Raw genomic sequence first — 16,887 nt, 5'->3', positions numbered from 1 at the left:
GGGCCGGTGGACTTGGAGATGCGTGGCTAGGTATGGACGAAAACGTACACTTAGGTCCATGCGAGCGGCTCTTCGTCCAAGTTTTGGGCTGCTTTTGCTGCCGGCTACGTTTTGCATAGCGTGTGCTTAGCCTTTATGGTGAAAGCGGGTGTTTGATCTGCCGGTACGGTGGCGTGATGCGTTTGGTTGGATAGTGCATGACACGCTATGGGCTAATGTCCGGCAAGTAGATCTAAGATAGTGATCTAGGTGGCTCACCCATGGTATTCCCAGGAACGCCATCAGGTTTCGTTATGTTCGGTGTTTGTGTAGGCATGAAGGTACGCGCGCGCAGGGTGGAAAACCATTTAGTGAATACCGAGGGTTCCCATTCATTACATTGTTATATGGGGGTGTCAATTCCCCCTTTTTGGGCCTTTATGGGGACATAGAGATTGATTCTACCCCCTTGCTCCCGTAGGATCATTCGACGCAAGTTTTGTCAGAAAAGGCGGCTGTGTGCCGTCAGACCATAGTGAGGAGAAAACCATGGCTGAATTTCGCCACGTTGAGGTTCTCAACCCCGGTAAAGATACCACCAAATACCGTCTGTTGAGTAAAGAGCATGTTAAAGTGGAGAAGTTTGGTGACCGAGAGGTGCTACAGGTCAACCCTGAAGCGCTGACCCTACTCTCCCAAGCGGCCATTCGGGATGTCTCACATCTGTTTCGGACCAGTCATCTGGAGCAGTTAACACAAATTCTGCAAGATCCTGAAGCCTCGGATAACGACCGTTATGTCGCGACAGAAATGTTGAAAAATGCCAGTGTCTCTGCAGGCATGGTTCTACCCAGTTGCCAGGATACCGGTACCGCAACCGTTTTGGCTAAAAAAGGGGAGCAGGTTTGGACCGGGGGTGGGGACCGCGAGGCGATATCCCGTGGTGTATTCCGTATTTATCACGATACCAACCTGCGCTATTCCCAGGTGGCCCCCATCAGCCTGTTTGAAGAGAAAAATACCGGCACCAACCTGCCTGCACAGATTGATATTGAAGCGGTGGATGGGGATGCCTATAAGTTTCTGTATGTGGTTAAAGGTGGGGGCAGTGCCAACAAGACTTTCCTCTACCAAGAGACCAAAGCCCTCCTCAACCCTGCACGCTTCCGTAGCTTTATTACGGAAAAAGTGAAAAGCCTGGGTACCAGTGCCTGCCCCCCCTACCACTTAGCCATTGTGGTGGGGGGTACATCACCTGAGATGAATTTAAAAACGGTTAAGTTAGCCAGTACCCGCTTTTTGGATGGTTTGCCCAGCGAAGGTTCAGGTCTAGGTGAGGGGATCCGTGATCTGGAGTGGGAAAAAGAGGTTCATAAGATTACCCAGGAGCTGGGTATTGGTGCACAGTTTGGCGGAAAGTACTTTGCCCATGATGTACGGGTTATCCGTTTACCCCGCCATGGTGCTTCCTGCCCTGTGGGTATTGGTGTGAGCTGCTCTGCAGACCGTCAGATTCTTGGTAAGATTGATAAAGAGGGTATCTGGCTTGAAGCGTTGGAAAAAGATCCCGCCCGTTTTCTGCCTGAGGTAACCACCGATAAACTGACGGAAGAGGTGGTGCATCTGGATCTGAACCAGTCGATGGATGCCATCCGCGCTGAGCTGACCAAATATCCCATCAAAACACGGTTTATGCTCTCTGGTCCCATTGTGGTGGCACGGGATATTGCCCATGCCAAAATACAAGAGCGATTGGATGCCGGTGAAGGTATGCCGGAATATCTGAAGAACCATATCGTCTACTATGCAGGACCAGCAAAAACACCAGAAGGGTACGCCTCTGGTAGTTTTGGACCCACCACAGCAGGGCGTATGGATAGCTATGTGGGGGCGTTCCAAAAGCATGGTGGTTCATTTGTTATGCTGGCCAAAGGTAACCGCAGCCAGCAGGTGACGGATGCCTGTAACAGCTATGGTGGTTTCTACCTGGGCTCGATCGGAGGGGTAGCGGCCCAACTGGCCAAAGAGTCTATCCGCAAGGTTGAGGTGATCGACTATCCCGAGTTGGGTATGGAGGCGGTTTACCGGATTGAGGTAGAAAACTTCCCTGCCTTTATTATTGTGGATGATAAAGGCAACGATTTCTTTACCCCCTAAAAACCACTTCACATGGTTAAAGCGTATGAAGCGGCACCTCAAGGCCTTGGGGTGCCGTTTTTTTATACCTATAAAAGGATACATGGCCGTGTTTTTGCCTCATGGTTCTTATCATCCAAGGCTAGGGCCATTGTTCTCTTTAGAGGCTTGTTATGTTTGAAACTAAGATATTTATGGTGTTTGCAACCACCATTATTCTGCATGTGCATATCATCTTTACGCTGTCAGGGCGCAAAGCCGATACACTGCCCAATAAAGTCATCCTTATCGGTTTGGGCTCGTTATGGTATGGCATCGCCTTTAGCTTTTTGGCCCAAATTACCGAGGTCAGTCTGCTTATGTGGTGTATTCCAGGTGGTATTTTGGCCACGATCATGGCTGTGCTGGGAAAAAAATCTTCAACCATTGGTTGAGGCAGCCACCGTGTGTGTGTCGTTGTTGAGGTGAGGGGGATCTCAAGGGGGGGTTAGCTGTTTGCACTGATATTTAGTATATGGGGTTTGCTTTTAGGGTTACCGCCAAAGGTTTCCAGCTCAGCATGGAGTTGCCAAGTGTGGCTGGTTTGCTGGCCGGTATAGGTAGGTTGTGCGGCTTGAGGTAGAGTAAGGGTCGTGGACCAGTTGTGTTCTGTATGGGCGGGTAGGTGCGCACTTTCGGCCACAATCACAGGGTGTTTGTAGGTGACCGTCTCATGCTGGTCTGGTTCGCCATAGGACTCATGAACCTCTCCATGACCTTGATTGGCATGGTGATCGACCCGTTCAATGGCCTGTAGGATTAAAGAGAGTTGATCCATCTCCAAATCCTGGCCTTTAACCTTAACCGTAATGGTCACGGTTATCTCTTTCCCCAGCTTAGCCTGGGTCGGGGCTTGCAGCCTGATGGTGGCCGTATGACCGGTCACGGTTTGCAGTACGGACTTTAATCCCGAGAAAAAACCCATATAAAAAGCCTTTAGGGCGTTGTGCTGTAGCCTTAAGATTCCAGAAAACTGAAATCCTGGTCAGCCAAATGACCTTTTTTGGTTTCGGTATAGGTCGCTAACTCAATATCCATACCGCTGGTGTGGTTAAGAATCCACTCAACCAAAAACGCCACAACCTGTTTTGGGGGGTCTAGATTGGGAAGCTGAGGCTGGTTGTAGTTTTGTTGGATCTCTTGGACCAGTGTGTCCATACCGGAGGTTTGCCGGGATTTTCCCTGTCTGAGAATCTCCATAAAACTCTCAACACGTTGGACAAAAGATTGGTGTTCCTGCTCGTGGGCTTGCCGCAGTTGGGGGGGGAAGGCGATATCTTCCATCAAACGCTCTTCCCGCTCAAAATGGTAACGGGTATAGGCCAACAACTCTTCAATAATCGCTTGGGCCTCATCACTGCGTAACTCTTTTTCAAGTAGTGTTTGAAAAAGATCCCACAGGTGAAGGTGGTCTCGATCAATGGGTTCAATGCCTGTTCGCACTAAGCCAGTGGGTTGTGTCATGTTCTCCCCCTACAGAAACATGCTAGCGTTTATTTTGAAGCCAAAGGTGTCTTTAAACACAATCTTTGGTTTGGCTGTGGTTACATGGCATAAAGTATTTTTTTGTAACGTTCCCCAGACCTTATACGGCACACTTTTGCATGACCACAACCACTCACCATAGTGTGTTTTTTTTCTTAGTACACTAAAAAAGCGTCATCTTTGTGTTAAATCTGTGTCGTTATGGGATGGTTGGGGTCTGGGGTTACGATGCGTTACGTATCAGGTGCATCAATCGGTGCAAAAAGGCCACCCTCAGAAGGTTCCAAACCAGGATGTTCCGTCAACTCACGGATTAGATCATCACCGTGTTCTGAATTGAAGATCATTAAATGTTCAAAGTGGCGGTAGCTTTCGGCATCAATACCGGTAAAGTGCAGGCCAATGCGCCCATCTTTATGGGTATAGACCACTTGGGCGTGAAGATTGATATCAAAACGGTTATCTTCTGGGTTCAGAACCAACACCATGCGTAGATCTTGCTGCCCACAGGGGGTATGCATTTGCTCGCAATACACACCGGCCCCAGAAAAGCTGATATTCTCTAAGCGAACATGACACGCGGGCTCACCTTTTAGGTGCAACTCGGCCCGCAAGTGTATAGGAATGCGGGTTAGTTTACGTCTGTTGTCTGTGGGATCAGCCATTTAGTGGGTGTTTCCTGCAAAGGTTAAATTCAATTAAGCATTTGTTAATAAAGAACTATGCCATAGTTGGAGAGCCTGACCAACTGTTTTATCCGGCGCAGGCCAGGGATGCCGCATAGATTTCAACCGTTAAGCCTGGATGTTCCGTTTAAAAGAGTGCGATAAAGGGTTTGCAGAAAAGCGTTAGCCTTGAAATGAATAGAGCATTAGGAAAAGTTTAATCTAATCTGTTGGGCCATAGTAATAGTTCTTTTTCCTGATTGTCAGCGATGGAAAAAGGGAGGAGACTAGATGCTACTTTGTCGGTGTGGGTTACCCTGCACAGGCAAAAGCGATCCATGGTGTGAATGTCCGCATGTCCGGTGATGGCATTCACCTTTGCAGTTTGCGCTGCTCTGTAAGCCATGATCCGCATCCTCTCCTGAAGCCCTGCCAATGACAGGGCTTTTTTTTGTCCGTCGATCTCCCCATATCCTCTTTACTCGTTCCGATAAGGAAAGGTCCTATGCCTCTTTTTTTTGTGGGTGACAGCTTTGTTGCTGGTGTGGGTGATCCACACTATCGTGGCTGGGTTGGGCGGCTTTGTGCACAGTTTGGTGCGGATTTGACCCTCTATAATTTAGGGGTTCGCCGTGAGACCAGTCAGGATATTGCCCGGCGTTGGTTGACCGAGGTCCAACCCCGGATAATTCAAGATGAGCCGTGCGGGTTGGTGTTTGCTTTTGGGGTGAACGATTCGGTGGTGGAGCTGGGTGAGCCGCGGGTTGCCCGATCTCAGAGTTTGGCAACCAGCCGGATGTTGCTTGAACAGGCAAAACAGCTGGGTGCTGTTTTACAAATTGGCCCACCGCCTATTGATGATGCCGATATCAACAACCGTGTGTCCCTATTGGATCAAGGCTTGGCTGACGTGGCTGACCAGTTGGCTGTCCCCTACCTTTCGGTGTTTGATCAGCTCAAGGATAACCCCATCTGGATGGAGCAAGTTCGCCAAGGGGATGGGGCGCACCCGGGTGGTGAGGGGTATGAGGCGCTGGCAAGGCTGATTGCCCTGTGGTCACCGTGGCAGGCTTGGATGGATCAAATCAACAGGGGGTAAATAGGGTTTTACCCCCTGTTGGTTGTTAGGAAAAAAGAACCTGAGAGAGCTTGCTGCGATAGGCCGACGTGATGGGGTGGGTCTGGCCGAGCATTTCAAAAACGTTTAAGACCAATTTGCGTGCGTGATCTTCCCTGTAGTGGCGGTCCTGCTTAATGGCAAAAAGCAGTTGATCCAGCCCCTCTTCATACTGCTCTTGGCCGATTAATGCTTGCCCCAGTGCAATGCGGTGTTCCAAATCTTCCGGGTTTTCATCCACTGAGCGGCGCAGGGCCTCTAGATCATGGTTGGTATCCTGAAAAACCATTTTACTCTGTAGGGCCTTGGCACCGGCACTGTTGAGCCCCGCAGGGGTTAAGCGGTTCATCAGTGCTTGGGCTTCTTCTGCGTTGCCTTGATCCAAAGCCAGCCGTGCCAAACCAATCAGCGAATCGGTATGGTCCGCTTGAGATTCAACCCCCTTCAAAAAGAGCTCTTTGGCGGCATGTAAATCACCACGCTGCTCAAAAAGGTTGGCCTGTGCGGCCAACTTATCGGCCATGGAGGGAATGGCTTTGTCGAGGAACTGACGAATGCCAGACTCTGGCATGGCCCCGGTAAATTCATCGGCAATGGCTCCATCGATGATTAATTTACAAGCGGGAATACCTTTAACCCCAAACTGTTGTCCCAGTTGAGGGTTCTCATCAGAATTGATTTTCGCCAGCATAAACCGGCCATCCATTTGCGTCGCCAGTTTTTCCAAAATCGGGCCTAATGAGCGGCATGGGCCACACCAGGGCGCCCAAAAATCTACCAATACCGGTACACGGTGCGATTGTTCTATGACCAGTTGGTTGAAATTATTCAGGTCAACATTCATGACCCACTGAGAATCGGCCATACAAAAGCTCCACTTGGCTGGTAATGAAAAAAAGGCGCTCCACCAGGATCTTGCCAACCACTGGCTAAGGTCCGGGTTCGCTGACACCATACCATTTCTTGATCATTTTTTAACAGCGACCTCTGTTTATGGTGTTGCCTGCACCCAAGGGGGCGTTGGGCCTACTCATCTATGGCGCCGATGCGTGAGTTCAGTCCACTTGTTTAAAGGAGGGACGCTTACCTACGGGCTGGCCTGTAGAGAGTAGGAGGAGAATAGTCCGTATGCCTCTGTATAGTTGACGCATAGGCCGAAAAATAAGCCAGGCGGCGTGCCTGTGTTATCAGGGGTTCACCAAGGGGCTCATCCCAGCCGCCATACGAGAGAAAAGACCACAGTGAGGGCGTTGGCCGCTTAAGTCACACGATAAGGGGGCACTCGTTTATGGGGCGTGCACCTCTTATTCTTCTCTTCCCCTGCGGCCTATAAATTGTGGCGTGTCCTCAGCATACGGTCGTGCTCTCTTGCAGGGGTCCCTCACACAAGGAGGGTTGCCCGCTAGCGTTGATTGTTAACGGTTAGCACGAGCTTTATAACGTGGATAGGCCGCTGTCTGAGCGGCAAGCTCGATGGCAGGGATGCCTGCACTATAGATCGACCATCTCTACCTGATCCAAAGGTATCTCTTCTAAAAAGCGCTTGGCGACACTGGTAAAACGGGCAGCTTCATCGGTGACGAGGTATAGGATGGATCGGGGGAGGTCACCTTGGTTGGGGGTGATGACATCACTCAGCCGATTTTGCAGTTCATCTGCAACGGCATCTGCCGAGTCAACCAGTGTGACGGCATCTCCCATGACCGATCCAATGATCTCTTTAAGAACCGGGTAGTGGGTGCAGCCTAGAATTAAGGTATCGATGCCGCTCTCTAAAAGTGGGGCAAGGCTCTCTTGTACAATCAGTTCTGTGGCTGGGTGGTGGGTCCATCCCTCTTCTGCCAAAGGCACAAACAGAGGGCATGCTACATCGGTTACCTCAAGCTTGGGGTCTAAGGTGTGTAATGTGTTGCGGTACGCACCACTGGTGATGGTTGCGCGGGTGCCTATTACACCAATACGTCCTTGCTGCGTCGCTTCAAGGGCTGTGCGGCAACCAGGTACAATCACCCCCTGAACAGGAAGCTGGGGTTGGTGGGCACGTAAAGCACCCAACCCTAATGCAGAGGCGGTGTTGCAGGCAGCAACCATACCCTTAACGCCGTGTCGCTGTAGATGATCCGCCACTTGCAGGGTATAGCGCTCCACCGTGCGTGGAGATTTGGTGCCATAAGGTACGCGCGCGGTATCCCCCAGGTAGATGAAGGATTCCTGAGGAAAACGGCGGGCGAGGGCACGTAGTACGGTAAGGCCCCCAACGCCGGAATCAAAAATGCCAATGGGGCGGGTATCACTGGATGGTTGCGTTCTCATAACAAAGCGCTCCTGAAGAAAAGAGAGACCTAGTGTACAAAATCCTTAAGTAAATGGAATGGGTTGACGAAAAGGTTCAAACACAGGCGTACAATCCTATTTTGCAGGTTGGGCTGTTGGTCTGTTAACCCATTGGAATATAGTGATGTCAGCGTGAATATAGCGTGCGCTTGACGATCGGGTGAAAAAGTGCTTGCAAATGGGTGGTGTTCTGGCTATTATCCCCGCTCTTGCACGACGCGGATGTGGTGGAATTGGTAGACACGCTGTCTTGAGGGGGCAGTGGCGCGAGCCGTGCCGGTTCGACTCCGGCCATCCGCACCATCATTTTTTGACCATTTCAGTTTTTCTAGCATAGCAGAGCCGTTGAGCTTGTTCGGGCACCGCCAACCCCAAATCCCCTGGATTGGCTCCGGACTCTGCTGCCCCATCGGTCCGTCAAAGCTGTTGAGTATCGCTGGGTACTGTCTTTACAGTATCGGTATCTATTCCTCTTTGACGCCCCAAAAGCCGCACTCTTCACTGAGTGCGGCTTTTGTGTTTTTATGGCCAATCTGCAGCGATGATTTGGTCTGTGGTAAGCGTTCCCAGTGGGCATAGACACGAGGCCATCTACCGGCTCCAACCTTTTTTACCGCAATCTAGCCCTTCTCGTTTCAATCCATCTCCACCTCGTTTATGATCAAATTCTGCTTCTTTTCGGTTGTTTTCAGAGCCATTGCTCATCCATTAACCCGTTAGCATTTGGTATCGGTATCTCTATGAGCGCCCCTTTTGTCCACCTGCATGTCCATACTGGTTACTCTCTGCTGACCTCTACCGCCAAGCTTAAGCAGATAGTCGGCCGTGCGCAGGAACTTCAAATGCCCGCCCTGGCGTTGACCGATCAGGGTAATCTATTTGGTGCCGTACAGTTCTACTCAGCCTGTCTGAAGGCGGGTATCAAACCCTTATTGGGTGCTCAGGTCTATGTGGTGCCAGATCACCAGAATAAAGAAGAGCGGGTGGATAAAGAGGTGCGGGATCAGTTGATTCTGCTGTGCCGGAATGATGAGGGCTGGAAAAATATAATGCGTCTCATCGCCAAAGGGCACCTGGATGGTAGCCATGGCCAACCCCGTATTGATCTGAACATGCTTAAAGCACACAGTGCTGGTTTGATCGCACTTTCTGGGGGGGCAAAAGGGGCGGTTGGACGCCTGTTAAGCCAAGAGATGCATGAGGAGGCAGAGGCCGCGGCGCAAACGCTCCATGAAATTATGGGGCATGATGGCCAAATGCCCAATTTTCATTTGGAGTTACAGCGCCATGGTGAGCCAGGAGAAGAAGCGCTGGTTAAACGCACCGTTGCTCTGGCGGAAAAGCTGAAACTGCCCATCGTCGCCAGTAATGATATCCACTATATGGACCCAGGGGATGCCCCTGCGCGAGATGCGCTCTATTGTGTGGGCGCTGTGCGCACGCTTTATGAAGAGAACCGCCCACGGTTATCGGACCAGTTTTACTTTGCCACCCCTGAGCAGATGGTGGAAAAATTTTCGGACCTGCCAGAGGCTATTGAAAATACACGGCGCATTGCCATGCGGTGTAATGTCCAATTGAAATTGGGCACCCCCATGCTCCCAGATTTTGACCTGCCAGAGGGGCAGACTCTGGAAGGGGAAATGCAGGCTCAATCTGAAGAGGGGCTTGAGGAGAGGCTAGAAAAATATGTGTTGCCTCGCTTCCCTGATGAGGAGCATGAGGAGATTCGCCGTCGCTACTATGAGCGTTTGATGTATGAACTGGGCATTATTAACCAGATGGGTTTTCCCGGTTATTTTTTGATTGTATCGGACTTTATTAAATGGGGTAAAGAGCAAGATATTCCCGTGGGGCCGGGGCGGGGGTCGGGGGCAGGTTCTCTGGTGGCCTGGTGTCTCTCTATTACCGATCTGGACCCCATTCGTTACACCCTTCTTTTTGAGCGCTTTCTTAACCCAGAGCGGGTAAGTATGCCGGACTTTGACGTCGATTTTTGTATGGATCGTCGTGAAGCTGTTATCGGTTATGTGCAGGATAAATATGGCCATGACCGGGTTGCACAGATCATTACCTTCGGCACCATGCAGGCAAAAGCGGTGATTCGGGATATTGGCCGTGTGCTTGAGTTCCCCTATGGCCGGGTAGATAAAATCGCCAAATTGGTCCCCAATGTTTTAGGGATTACCCTTAAAGAGGCATTGGAGCAGGAGCCGCGTATGCGGGACCTGATGGAGGATGAGGAAGAGGTTGGACATCTCATTAATCTGGCCCTCTCTTTAGAAGGTTCGCCGCGCTCTTGCGGGACCCATGCTGCGGGTGTGGTGATCTCCAATGGTCCGTTGACCGATACGGTTCCCCTGTATCGTGACCCCCGCTCAACCATGCCGGTTACCCAGTTTAATATGGTGGATGTTGAACGGGCGGGTTTGGTTAAGTTTGACTTTTTGGGGCTAAAAACCCTAACGGTGATCGACAACACCCTGAAAATCGTCAACCCCCGTCGTGCAGAGCATGGGCAAACCGAAGAAGAGCGCAGCCCTATTGATATTGCGGCCATTAATATTGAAGATGAGCGGGCCTTCCGGCTATTGATGGATGGACGTACCAAAGGGGTGTTCCAGCTGGAATCTTCCGGCATGCGGGATATCCTGAAGAAGCTGGCCCCAGATACCTTTGAAGATATTATTGCGCTGGTAGCACTCTACCGTCCGGGGCCTTTAGGTTCTGGAATGGTCGATGACTTTATCGCCCGTAAGCATGGTCGCGCGGTGGTGGAGTACCCCTTACCCCAGTTGGAGCCAATCCTTAAAGAGACCTATGGGGTGATCCTCTACCAGGAACAGGTGATGAAAATTGCCCAGGTTCTGGCGGGTTACTCCCTAGGGGGGGCGGATCTGCTGCGACGGGCCATGGGTAAAAAGAAACCGGAAGAGATGGCCAAACAGCGCACCATTTTTATGAGTGGTGCGGAGAAAAAAGAGATTAACCCTGAAAAAGCGGGTTATATCTTTGATCTTATGGAGAAGTTTGCCGGTTACGGGTTCAATAAATCCCACTCTGCAGCCTATGCTCTTATCTCCTACCAGACCGCTTGGCTGAAGGCACACTATCCGGTGGCCTTTATGGCCGCGACCCTCAGTGCAGATATCAATAATACGGAAAAAGTGGTGCACTTTGTCCGGGAGTGCCACGACATGTCTGTACAGGTTTTACCGCCGGATGTGAATAAATCAGAGGTGGTGTTCTCTGTTCAACCGGGTGCGGGCGATGAAGATGCGGTGCGCTTTGGCTTGGCTGCAGTGAAAAATGTGGGTGAAGCCCCCATGTCTGCCTTGGTCAAAGCACGGGAAGAAGGGGGAGCCTTTACCTCTTTGCTGGATCTATGTCAGCGCACGGAAGGGGGTAACCTGAACCGTCGTACCCTGGAAAACCTGATCAAGTCAGGGGCCTGTGATGGTTTGGGTGAAGGGAACCGGGCTGCCTTAATGACGGGCTTACCAGAGGCACTAAACCGGGGTAACCAACATCAAAAAGATCAAGCCTTAGGGTTTATGAACCTCTTTGATGATGCCGAGGAGGAGGCGGGTGAAAGTGCGGATAACTGGCAGTTGCCAGAAGTCCCTGACTGGCCTGAAGAGGAGCGGCTTGAAAATGAAAAAGAGGCGTTGGGCTTTTATATTTCCAGCCATCCACTACGCAAATATGAAGCAGAGATGCGTGATTATGGGTTAATGAGCATCTCTGAGCTTAAAGAAAAATATGGGCCTGGTGGAGAGCCCATTGGTAGCGATGGGCGGGTATCGGTACGGTTTACCGGGGTGGTTGTTGAACGTAAATTGCACCGCACCAAAAAGGGTGACCGTATGCTGTTTGTGACCTTGGAGGATATTCAAGGTCAAATGGAAGGGGTGGTTTTTCCTGATGCTTATGTGGCCAACCGAGAGATCTTGGAAGAGGAGGGGCCCTTAATCTTTGAAGGTCAGGCCGAAGTTCGGGATGAAGAGGTTAAAGTAGCGATTAACAGTGCCATTACACTGGATGCCTACCGCCGCAATGCCTGTCGATTTTTACGGGTAGAGGTTCCTGCCGGACTATTAAAAGGGGGCGCTATGGATGAGTTGATGTCGATCCTGCAACAACACCACGGGGCCGATGGTTGCCGCACCGCATTGGTGGTGCGGATGGCCAAAGCGCGGGTGACCATGGATCTGGATAAACCAGGTTTGGTGGTGCCCAGTGATGCTTTGCTCGATCACCTTATCCAACGGTTTGGGAATGGGGCCGCCAGTTTTAGGAAGTCCCTCAACCTTCCGCCAGTGTGATGAACGAACCGATGAAAGTACGGGGAAATGGAAGATGTTGGTGAGAAAGTGTGATTATTGTTGAAGATATGCGGTAGAAATTGAATTTTAAGCTGGGGTGTGGTGGTATTGTTACTATGATTTTTACGGGGCTCTGTTTTGGGGTGATGGCATGTCGACAATTTTATTTATTGATGATGATGAAGTGATGTTAACGCTCATTTCGCCACAGTTGGAAGATTTTGGATATCAGGTCATCCAAGCCTTTTCAGGCCGTGAAGGTATGGATGCCCTGCAGGCTGAATCGATTGATCTGATTTTGACCGATCTGGATATGCCCGATATGAATGGTATTGAGATGCTCGGTATGATCAAAGCTGACCCAAAAACAGCCCACATTCCAGTTGTGGTCTTAACCGCCCATGATTATCCCCTATTGGAAGATCAGGCCAAAGAGCTTGGGGCTGACCTATTCCAATCCAAACCTGTTGATGTGGCGCGTCTGCACCCGATGTTGCAATCCTTGATTGGTAAGGGTGCCGTGGCATCCCCAACTTTGTGATACCTGCGGGTAATGGCCAGCTCACGCACCACACCGTTTTTATCATGGCTCTTTGTGTTTGTTCTGTTTGTTCTGTTTGGGACAAGCCCGTCCCTTGCTGCGCCTGCGCTTAAAAATGATCTGCAACTGCATCTAAAACAAATGGGTAAGATCCGCATGTGTGTGGATCCGAACTGGATGCCCTATGAACGCATTGATGCACAAGGGCGTCATGTGGGGATGGCTGCAGACTATATGCGTTTGTTTGAACAGCGACTTCGGACCCCCATTGAACTTGTTCCCACCAGTAGTTGGCAGCAGAGCTTGAACTATTCCCGCGAGGGAAAGTGTGACATCCTCTCTTTGCTCAATGAAAGCCCACAGAGACGTCAGTGGCTTAATTTCACCTCCCCCTATCTGCGTTCTCCCGTTGTTATGGTGGTCAAACGTAATCGGCAAGATGGCTTGCAGGATATTGCCCATATGAAGGGGCTCAAGCTCGGAATTGCCAAAGGTTATATCTTTGAAGAGACCATTAAGCCTTACCACCCAGACATTGTTCATGTCTCTACCAGCACCGTTGATGAAGGTCTGGCGATGGTGTCCAACGGTCAGTTGGATGGATCATTGGCCTCTCTGTATGTAGCGGCTCAGCGTATACGGCAGTTGGGGTTGGCCAATTTGATCATTGGTAAAGTGGCGGGCCCCCCTATGTCATTACGGGTGGGGGTGCGTAAAGGGCAACCGAAACTGTTGGCCGCCCTGCAGGCGGTTGTGGATGGTTTGCACCAAGAGGATCATATCCGTATTCGCAGTAAGTGGCATCCTGTGGGTGGCGAGAGCAACATGGAGGGGGCTCGGCAGGTGCTTACGGGTCAGCAGCAGGCCTACCTAAGGGATAAAGGTGGGGTCAGTTATTGTGTGGATCCCAATTGGATGCCCTATGAGAGGATTGATGAAGCGGGCTACCATGTGGGGATGTCTGCCGATTATATGGCGTTGATGAGTCGCCGTTTGGGGGTCCCTTTCCGTTTGGTGGCCAGTCAATCCTGGAGTGATACCCTGCGTATGACCCGTTTGGGGCAGTGCGACATCATTACCATGGTGCATAAAACCAAACCGCGGATCAGTTATCTGAATTTTACGGAGCCCTATGTCTCTACCCCAGTGGTTTTAACCACACGCAGTGATGTGGCTTTTCTGAGTGGTTTAAATGATGTAGAAGATGCTGAGGTTGGTGTCCCAACCGGTTTTGCCACCCATGATATGATCCGCCATGACTACCCTTGGGTTCGCATACGTGATGTTGAGCATGTTCAGCAGGGGTTGCAGAAGGTTTCTCGCGGGGAGCTGTTTGCTTTGGTGTCTGCCTTACCTGTGGCCCACTACGGCATTATGCGTGGGCAGTTAGATAATCTTAAAATCTCTGGTCACACCCGCTATACCCTGGACCTAAGAGTGGGTGTGCAAAAACAAGAGCCACTGCTCCATGAAATTATGCAGCAGGTTGTGCGTAGTATTACCCCAGAAGAACATATTCAAATTCGCCAAAAATGGGGTGGTAATCCGCAGGTTACCCAGATGGATTATCAGTTGATGATCCAGGTGGGGGTTGGCATGTTGATTGTTTTTATGCTGATTATGGCTTGGAACCGTAAGCTCACCTTGCTCACCCGCCAGTTAAAACAGGCCAATCTTCAGGCGCAACAGGCCAGTGAAACCAAAAGTCTGTTTTTGGCCAATATGAGCCATGAAGTGAGAACCCCCCTCAATGCCATCATTGGTATGTCTCGCCTAGCTCAGGATTTCAATGAAGAACATGTGCGCCAGGATTATATGGTTAAAATCCATGGTGCCTCCCAAGCTTTACTGGCCATCATTAATGACCTGTTGGATTTCTCTAAACTAGAAGCGGGTAAGCTGGAGTTAGAGCTTACGCCATTTCAGATAGATGATGTCATTGCCAATATCAATACCATTTTGGGCCATAAAGCGGTCCAAAAAGGGTTGACGTTGCGCTATACGGTGGATCAGGAGGTGCCTGAATATCTGCTGGGTGATCCTCTGCGCTTGGGGCAGGTGTTGATCAATTTGGTCAGTAATTCTGTTAAATTTACCGATCAAGGTCATATTATCATTCGGGTGGAGAAGGTAGCGGTTAAGGATAAGGCCGTTCGACTACGTTTTTCGGTAAAAGATACCGGTGTGGGCATCTCTCAAGCAGGGGTAGAGGGATTGTTTGAGGCCTTTACCCAAGCTGATAACTCCATAACACGTCGCTTTGGGGGAACAGGTTTGGGGCTGGCCATTAGTCGTGAGCTGGTGAGTGTGATGGGGGGGGAGATCGAAGTAGAAAGTGAGTTGAGTGTGGGGAGCCGTTTCTATTTTGAAGCGGATTTTCAGGCGATGGAGATGGAACTGAGCTCGCCAGTGCAACCGGTTTGGCATGGTCAACTTGCGGTCATTGTGGATGCGGATAGTGAAGAGCAAAACTATCTGGTACGTATTTTAGAACGTTTGGGACTGCAAACCCGTACCTTCTACGATCCAACACCTCTGTTAGGGGACAACTTCTCCCAACTGGACCCCGCCCCCCGTTATCTGTTTATCCGTGAAGAGGTACTCTCTCTCAGTGCGTTGGGGCATCTCTCTGATCATCTGCGTCATCATAGTGCGGACACAGAGATGAAGCAGATTCTCTTATGCCGTCGACAGCATGGTGTGGCGCGCCAAACCCGTGAAGCCTTGATGATGGATGAACTGCTGTTGGAGCCGTTACATAGCCAACAGATCCGGCGCATGCTTAACCAGCTTGAAGGTGAGCAGGTTGGCCCTCGTTGTCTTTCTGAAGAGGGGGTTATCGCAGAACGTTTACGCCGTATTCATCATGCTAAGGTGCTGTTGGTGGAAGATAATCCGCTTAATCAACAAGTGGCGGTGGCCTTCGTTGAGCAGGCGGGTATGGAGGTGTCGGTTGCTGAAAATGGTATGCGTGCTTTAGAAATGGTTCAGCAATCCCCTTATGATCTGGTGCTCATGGATATCCAAATGCCCATTATGGATGGGTTGGAAGCCACCCGGCAGTTGCGGCAACTACCCGGTTTAAAACAACTTCCTGTGGTGGCGATGACGGCCCATGCCATGCCGGGTGAGCGTGAGCGTTCTTTAGAAGCAGGGATGAATGATCATTTGACCAAACCGGTCTCTCCTGAAGCGATACAACAGCTATTGATCCGCTGGATTGAGCCAAAGCATCCGGCGCGGGTTGGCACCAAGATCGTCTCAGCCAAGGCTGTTGCAACACCCCCACCCAAAGTTTCTATTGTGGCGCCTGATAAGGGTACCGAAGAGCAGGTCGACCCTGACTTTACAGCTACCTTTGCGGGGCTTAGCCAGTTGGATACGCTGGTGGGTCTAAACCGCACAGGGGGAAATGCCAAACTTTATCAACAGTTGTTGGAGGGGTTTTTAGAGCGTTACCAAGATGCCCCCATCAAACTGGAGCTGTTGGTTGATAAAAAAGATTGGAACGGGATAGGGGATCTGGCGCATACCATCAAAGGTGTCGCTTCTTATATGGCCGCAGAAGCTTTGGTTCGTGCTGCCCAGGGCATGGACCAAGTGATCAAACAGCAGCAAACCCACTCTTACCAAGATGCGGTTAAGACCCTTCAGCAGCAGCTACAACTGGTCTTGGTCGAGCTGCAAGCATGGCATGAGCATATGCAACGTGAGGATACAGCCTCCCCCTAGCCCCCACCTTTTGCTCCGTCATGGATGATCTGCTCCTCTCCCCCTTTTTCTTCTCGACCCTTCAAAAAAAATAGACTCTCCTTTTTTGCCTGTATTTTTTGACAGCTCTCCCTCAGGAGGGCGGCAAAAAATGCACGGTTTATGTCGTGTCAAAGCTTCTCCTGTTTCTGAGTTGTTCTTATCTGTTTGTAATATACGTAGTTTTTATGTGAGTTGTTTTGTTGGCCCGGGGTTTGCTTCGTAAAAGTGAGGCAAGCTATCGAACCATGTTTGGCAGTCATTGAAAAAGGCTCTAATCGAGTTCGTTAAAAAAAAATCGGTCGGGATGCATTTTTTTCTAAAGTTTCTTAAAGCAGTGCCGATACAAAGAACTGGAGGGGTAGGTTTTTACGGAAGTAACCTCTCTCTCCAGGGGATAATAAGAAAGTAGCGTACGCACCACCCAAAAATGGGGGGCGTACTCGGAGCACACGCCCTTTCCACCGAACATACGGTGGGGCTGCCAACAACGGGTTGACCCGCAGCTAAGAAAAA

11 protein-coding genes and 1 tRNA gene are annotated in these 16,887 nt (G+C 50.5%); 7 read left to right on the top strand and 5 right to left on the bottom strand.

The window, feature by feature from the left end:
- Positions 1-528: 528 nt before the first annotated feature.
- Together V5T57_RS14170 and V5T57_RS14165 are read left to right on the top strand one after the other, a co-directional pair.
- A complete protein-coding gene (locus V5T57_RS14170) occupies positions 529-2,136 on the top strand; it encodes a fumarate hydratase (RefSeq protein WP_332891891.1) in 1,608 nt (535 codons plus the stop codon).
- A gap of 152 nt (positions 2,137-2,288) precedes the next feature.
- Positions 2,289-2,549: a hypothetical protein gene (locus tag V5T57_RS14165; RefSeq protein WP_332891890.1), complete on the top strand. Its 261-nt coding sequence runs from the start codon at positions 2,289-2,291 to the stop codon at positions 2,547-2,549.
- Positions 2,550-2,602: 53 nt separating this feature from the next.
- Here the strand turns inward: V5T57_RS14165 and V5T57_RS14160 are convergent, their stop codons facing one another.
- The 3 genes from V5T57_RS14160 to V5T57_RS14150 form a co-directional block, all read right to left on the bottom strand.
- Positions 2,603-3,079, bottom strand: coding sequence for a hypothetical protein (locus V5T57_RS14160; protein ID WP_332891889.1), 477 nt, complete (start codon positions 3,077-3,079; stop codon positions 2,603-2,605).
- Between the two features lie 32 nt (positions 3,080-3,111).
- Positions 3,112-3,618 carry a bacteriohemerythrin gene (locus V5T57_RS14155; protein WP_332891888.1) on the bottom strand — a complete coding sequence of 169 codons (507 nt, stop codon included), beginning with the start codon at positions 3,616-3,618 and terminating at the stop codon, positions 3,112-3,114.
- Positions 3,619-3,872: 254 nt separating this feature from the next.
- Positions 3,873-4,304, bottom strand: coding sequence for a PilZ domain-containing protein (locus V5T57_RS14150; protein ID WP_332891887.1), 432 nt, complete (start codon positions 4,302-4,304; stop codon positions 3,873-3,875).
- A 505-nt stretch (positions 4,305-4,809) separates the two neighbouring features.
- On the opposite strand from V5T57_RS14150, the gene V5T57_RS14145 reads away from it, so the two are divergent.
- Positions 4,810-5,403 (top strand): GDSL-type esterase/lipase family protein, encoded by a 594-nt coding sequence (locus tag V5T57_RS14145; protein ID WP_332891886.1) that lies wholly within the window; start codon positions 4,810-4,812, stop codon positions 5,401-5,403.
- 25 nt (positions 5,404-5,428) lie between these two features.
- Here the strand turns inward: V5T57_RS14145 and V5T57_RS14140 are convergent, their stop codons facing one another.
- Positions 5,429-6,286, bottom strand: a complete 858-nt coding sequence (locus V5T57_RS14140) for a tetratricopeptide repeat protein (RefSeq protein WP_332891885.1) — start codon at positions 6,284-6,286, stop codon at positions 5,429-5,431.
- A gap of 626 nt (positions 6,287-6,912) precedes the next feature.
- Positions 6,913-7,734: a glutamate racemase gene (gene murI, locus V5T57_RS14135; protein WP_332891884.1), complete on the bottom strand. Its 822-nt coding sequence runs from the start codon at positions 7,732-7,734 to the stop codon at positions 6,913-6,915.
- Between the two features lie 239 nt (positions 7,735-7,973).
- On the opposite strand from murI, the gene V5T57_RS14130 reads away from it, so the two are divergent.
- The 4 genes from V5T57_RS14130 to V5T57_RS14115 all read left to right on the top strand — a co-directional run bounded on the left by V5T57_RS14130 (position 7,974) and on the right by V5T57_RS14115 (position 16,353).
- Positions 7,974-8,058: transfer RNA gene (locus V5T57_RS14130), tRNA-Leu, on the top strand.
- Between the two features lie 437 nt (positions 8,059-8,495).
- Positions 8,496-12,080, top strand: a complete 3,585-nt coding sequence (gene dnaE / locus V5T57_RS14125; protein ID WP_332891883.1) for a DNA polymerase III subunit alpha — start codon at positions 8,496-8,498, stop codon at positions 12,078-12,080.
- 151 nt (positions 12,081-12,231) lie between these two features.
- Positions 12,232-12,621: a response regulator gene (locus tag V5T57_RS14120; RefSeq protein ID WP_332891882.1), complete on the top strand. Its 390-nt coding sequence runs from the start codon at positions 12,232-12,234 to the stop codon at positions 12,619-12,621.
- A 12-nt stretch (positions 12,622-12,633) separates the two neighbouring features.
- Positions 12,634-16,353 (top strand): transporter substrate-binding domain-containing protein, encoded by a 3,720-nt coding sequence (locus V5T57_RS14115; protein WP_332891881.1) that lies wholly within the window; start codon positions 12,634-12,636, stop codon positions 16,351-16,353.
- Positions 16,354-16,887: the final 534 nt, after the last annotated feature.

The sequence above is a fragment of the Magnetococcus sp. PR-3 genome (genome assembly GCF_036689865.1).
Classification (GTDB): Bacteria; Pseudomonadota; Magnetococcia; order Magnetococcales; family Magnetococcaceae; genus Magnetococcus.
The sequence above is the reverse complement of the archived record's forward strand: the minus strand, read 5'-3'. Positions and strand labels throughout refer to the sequence as shown.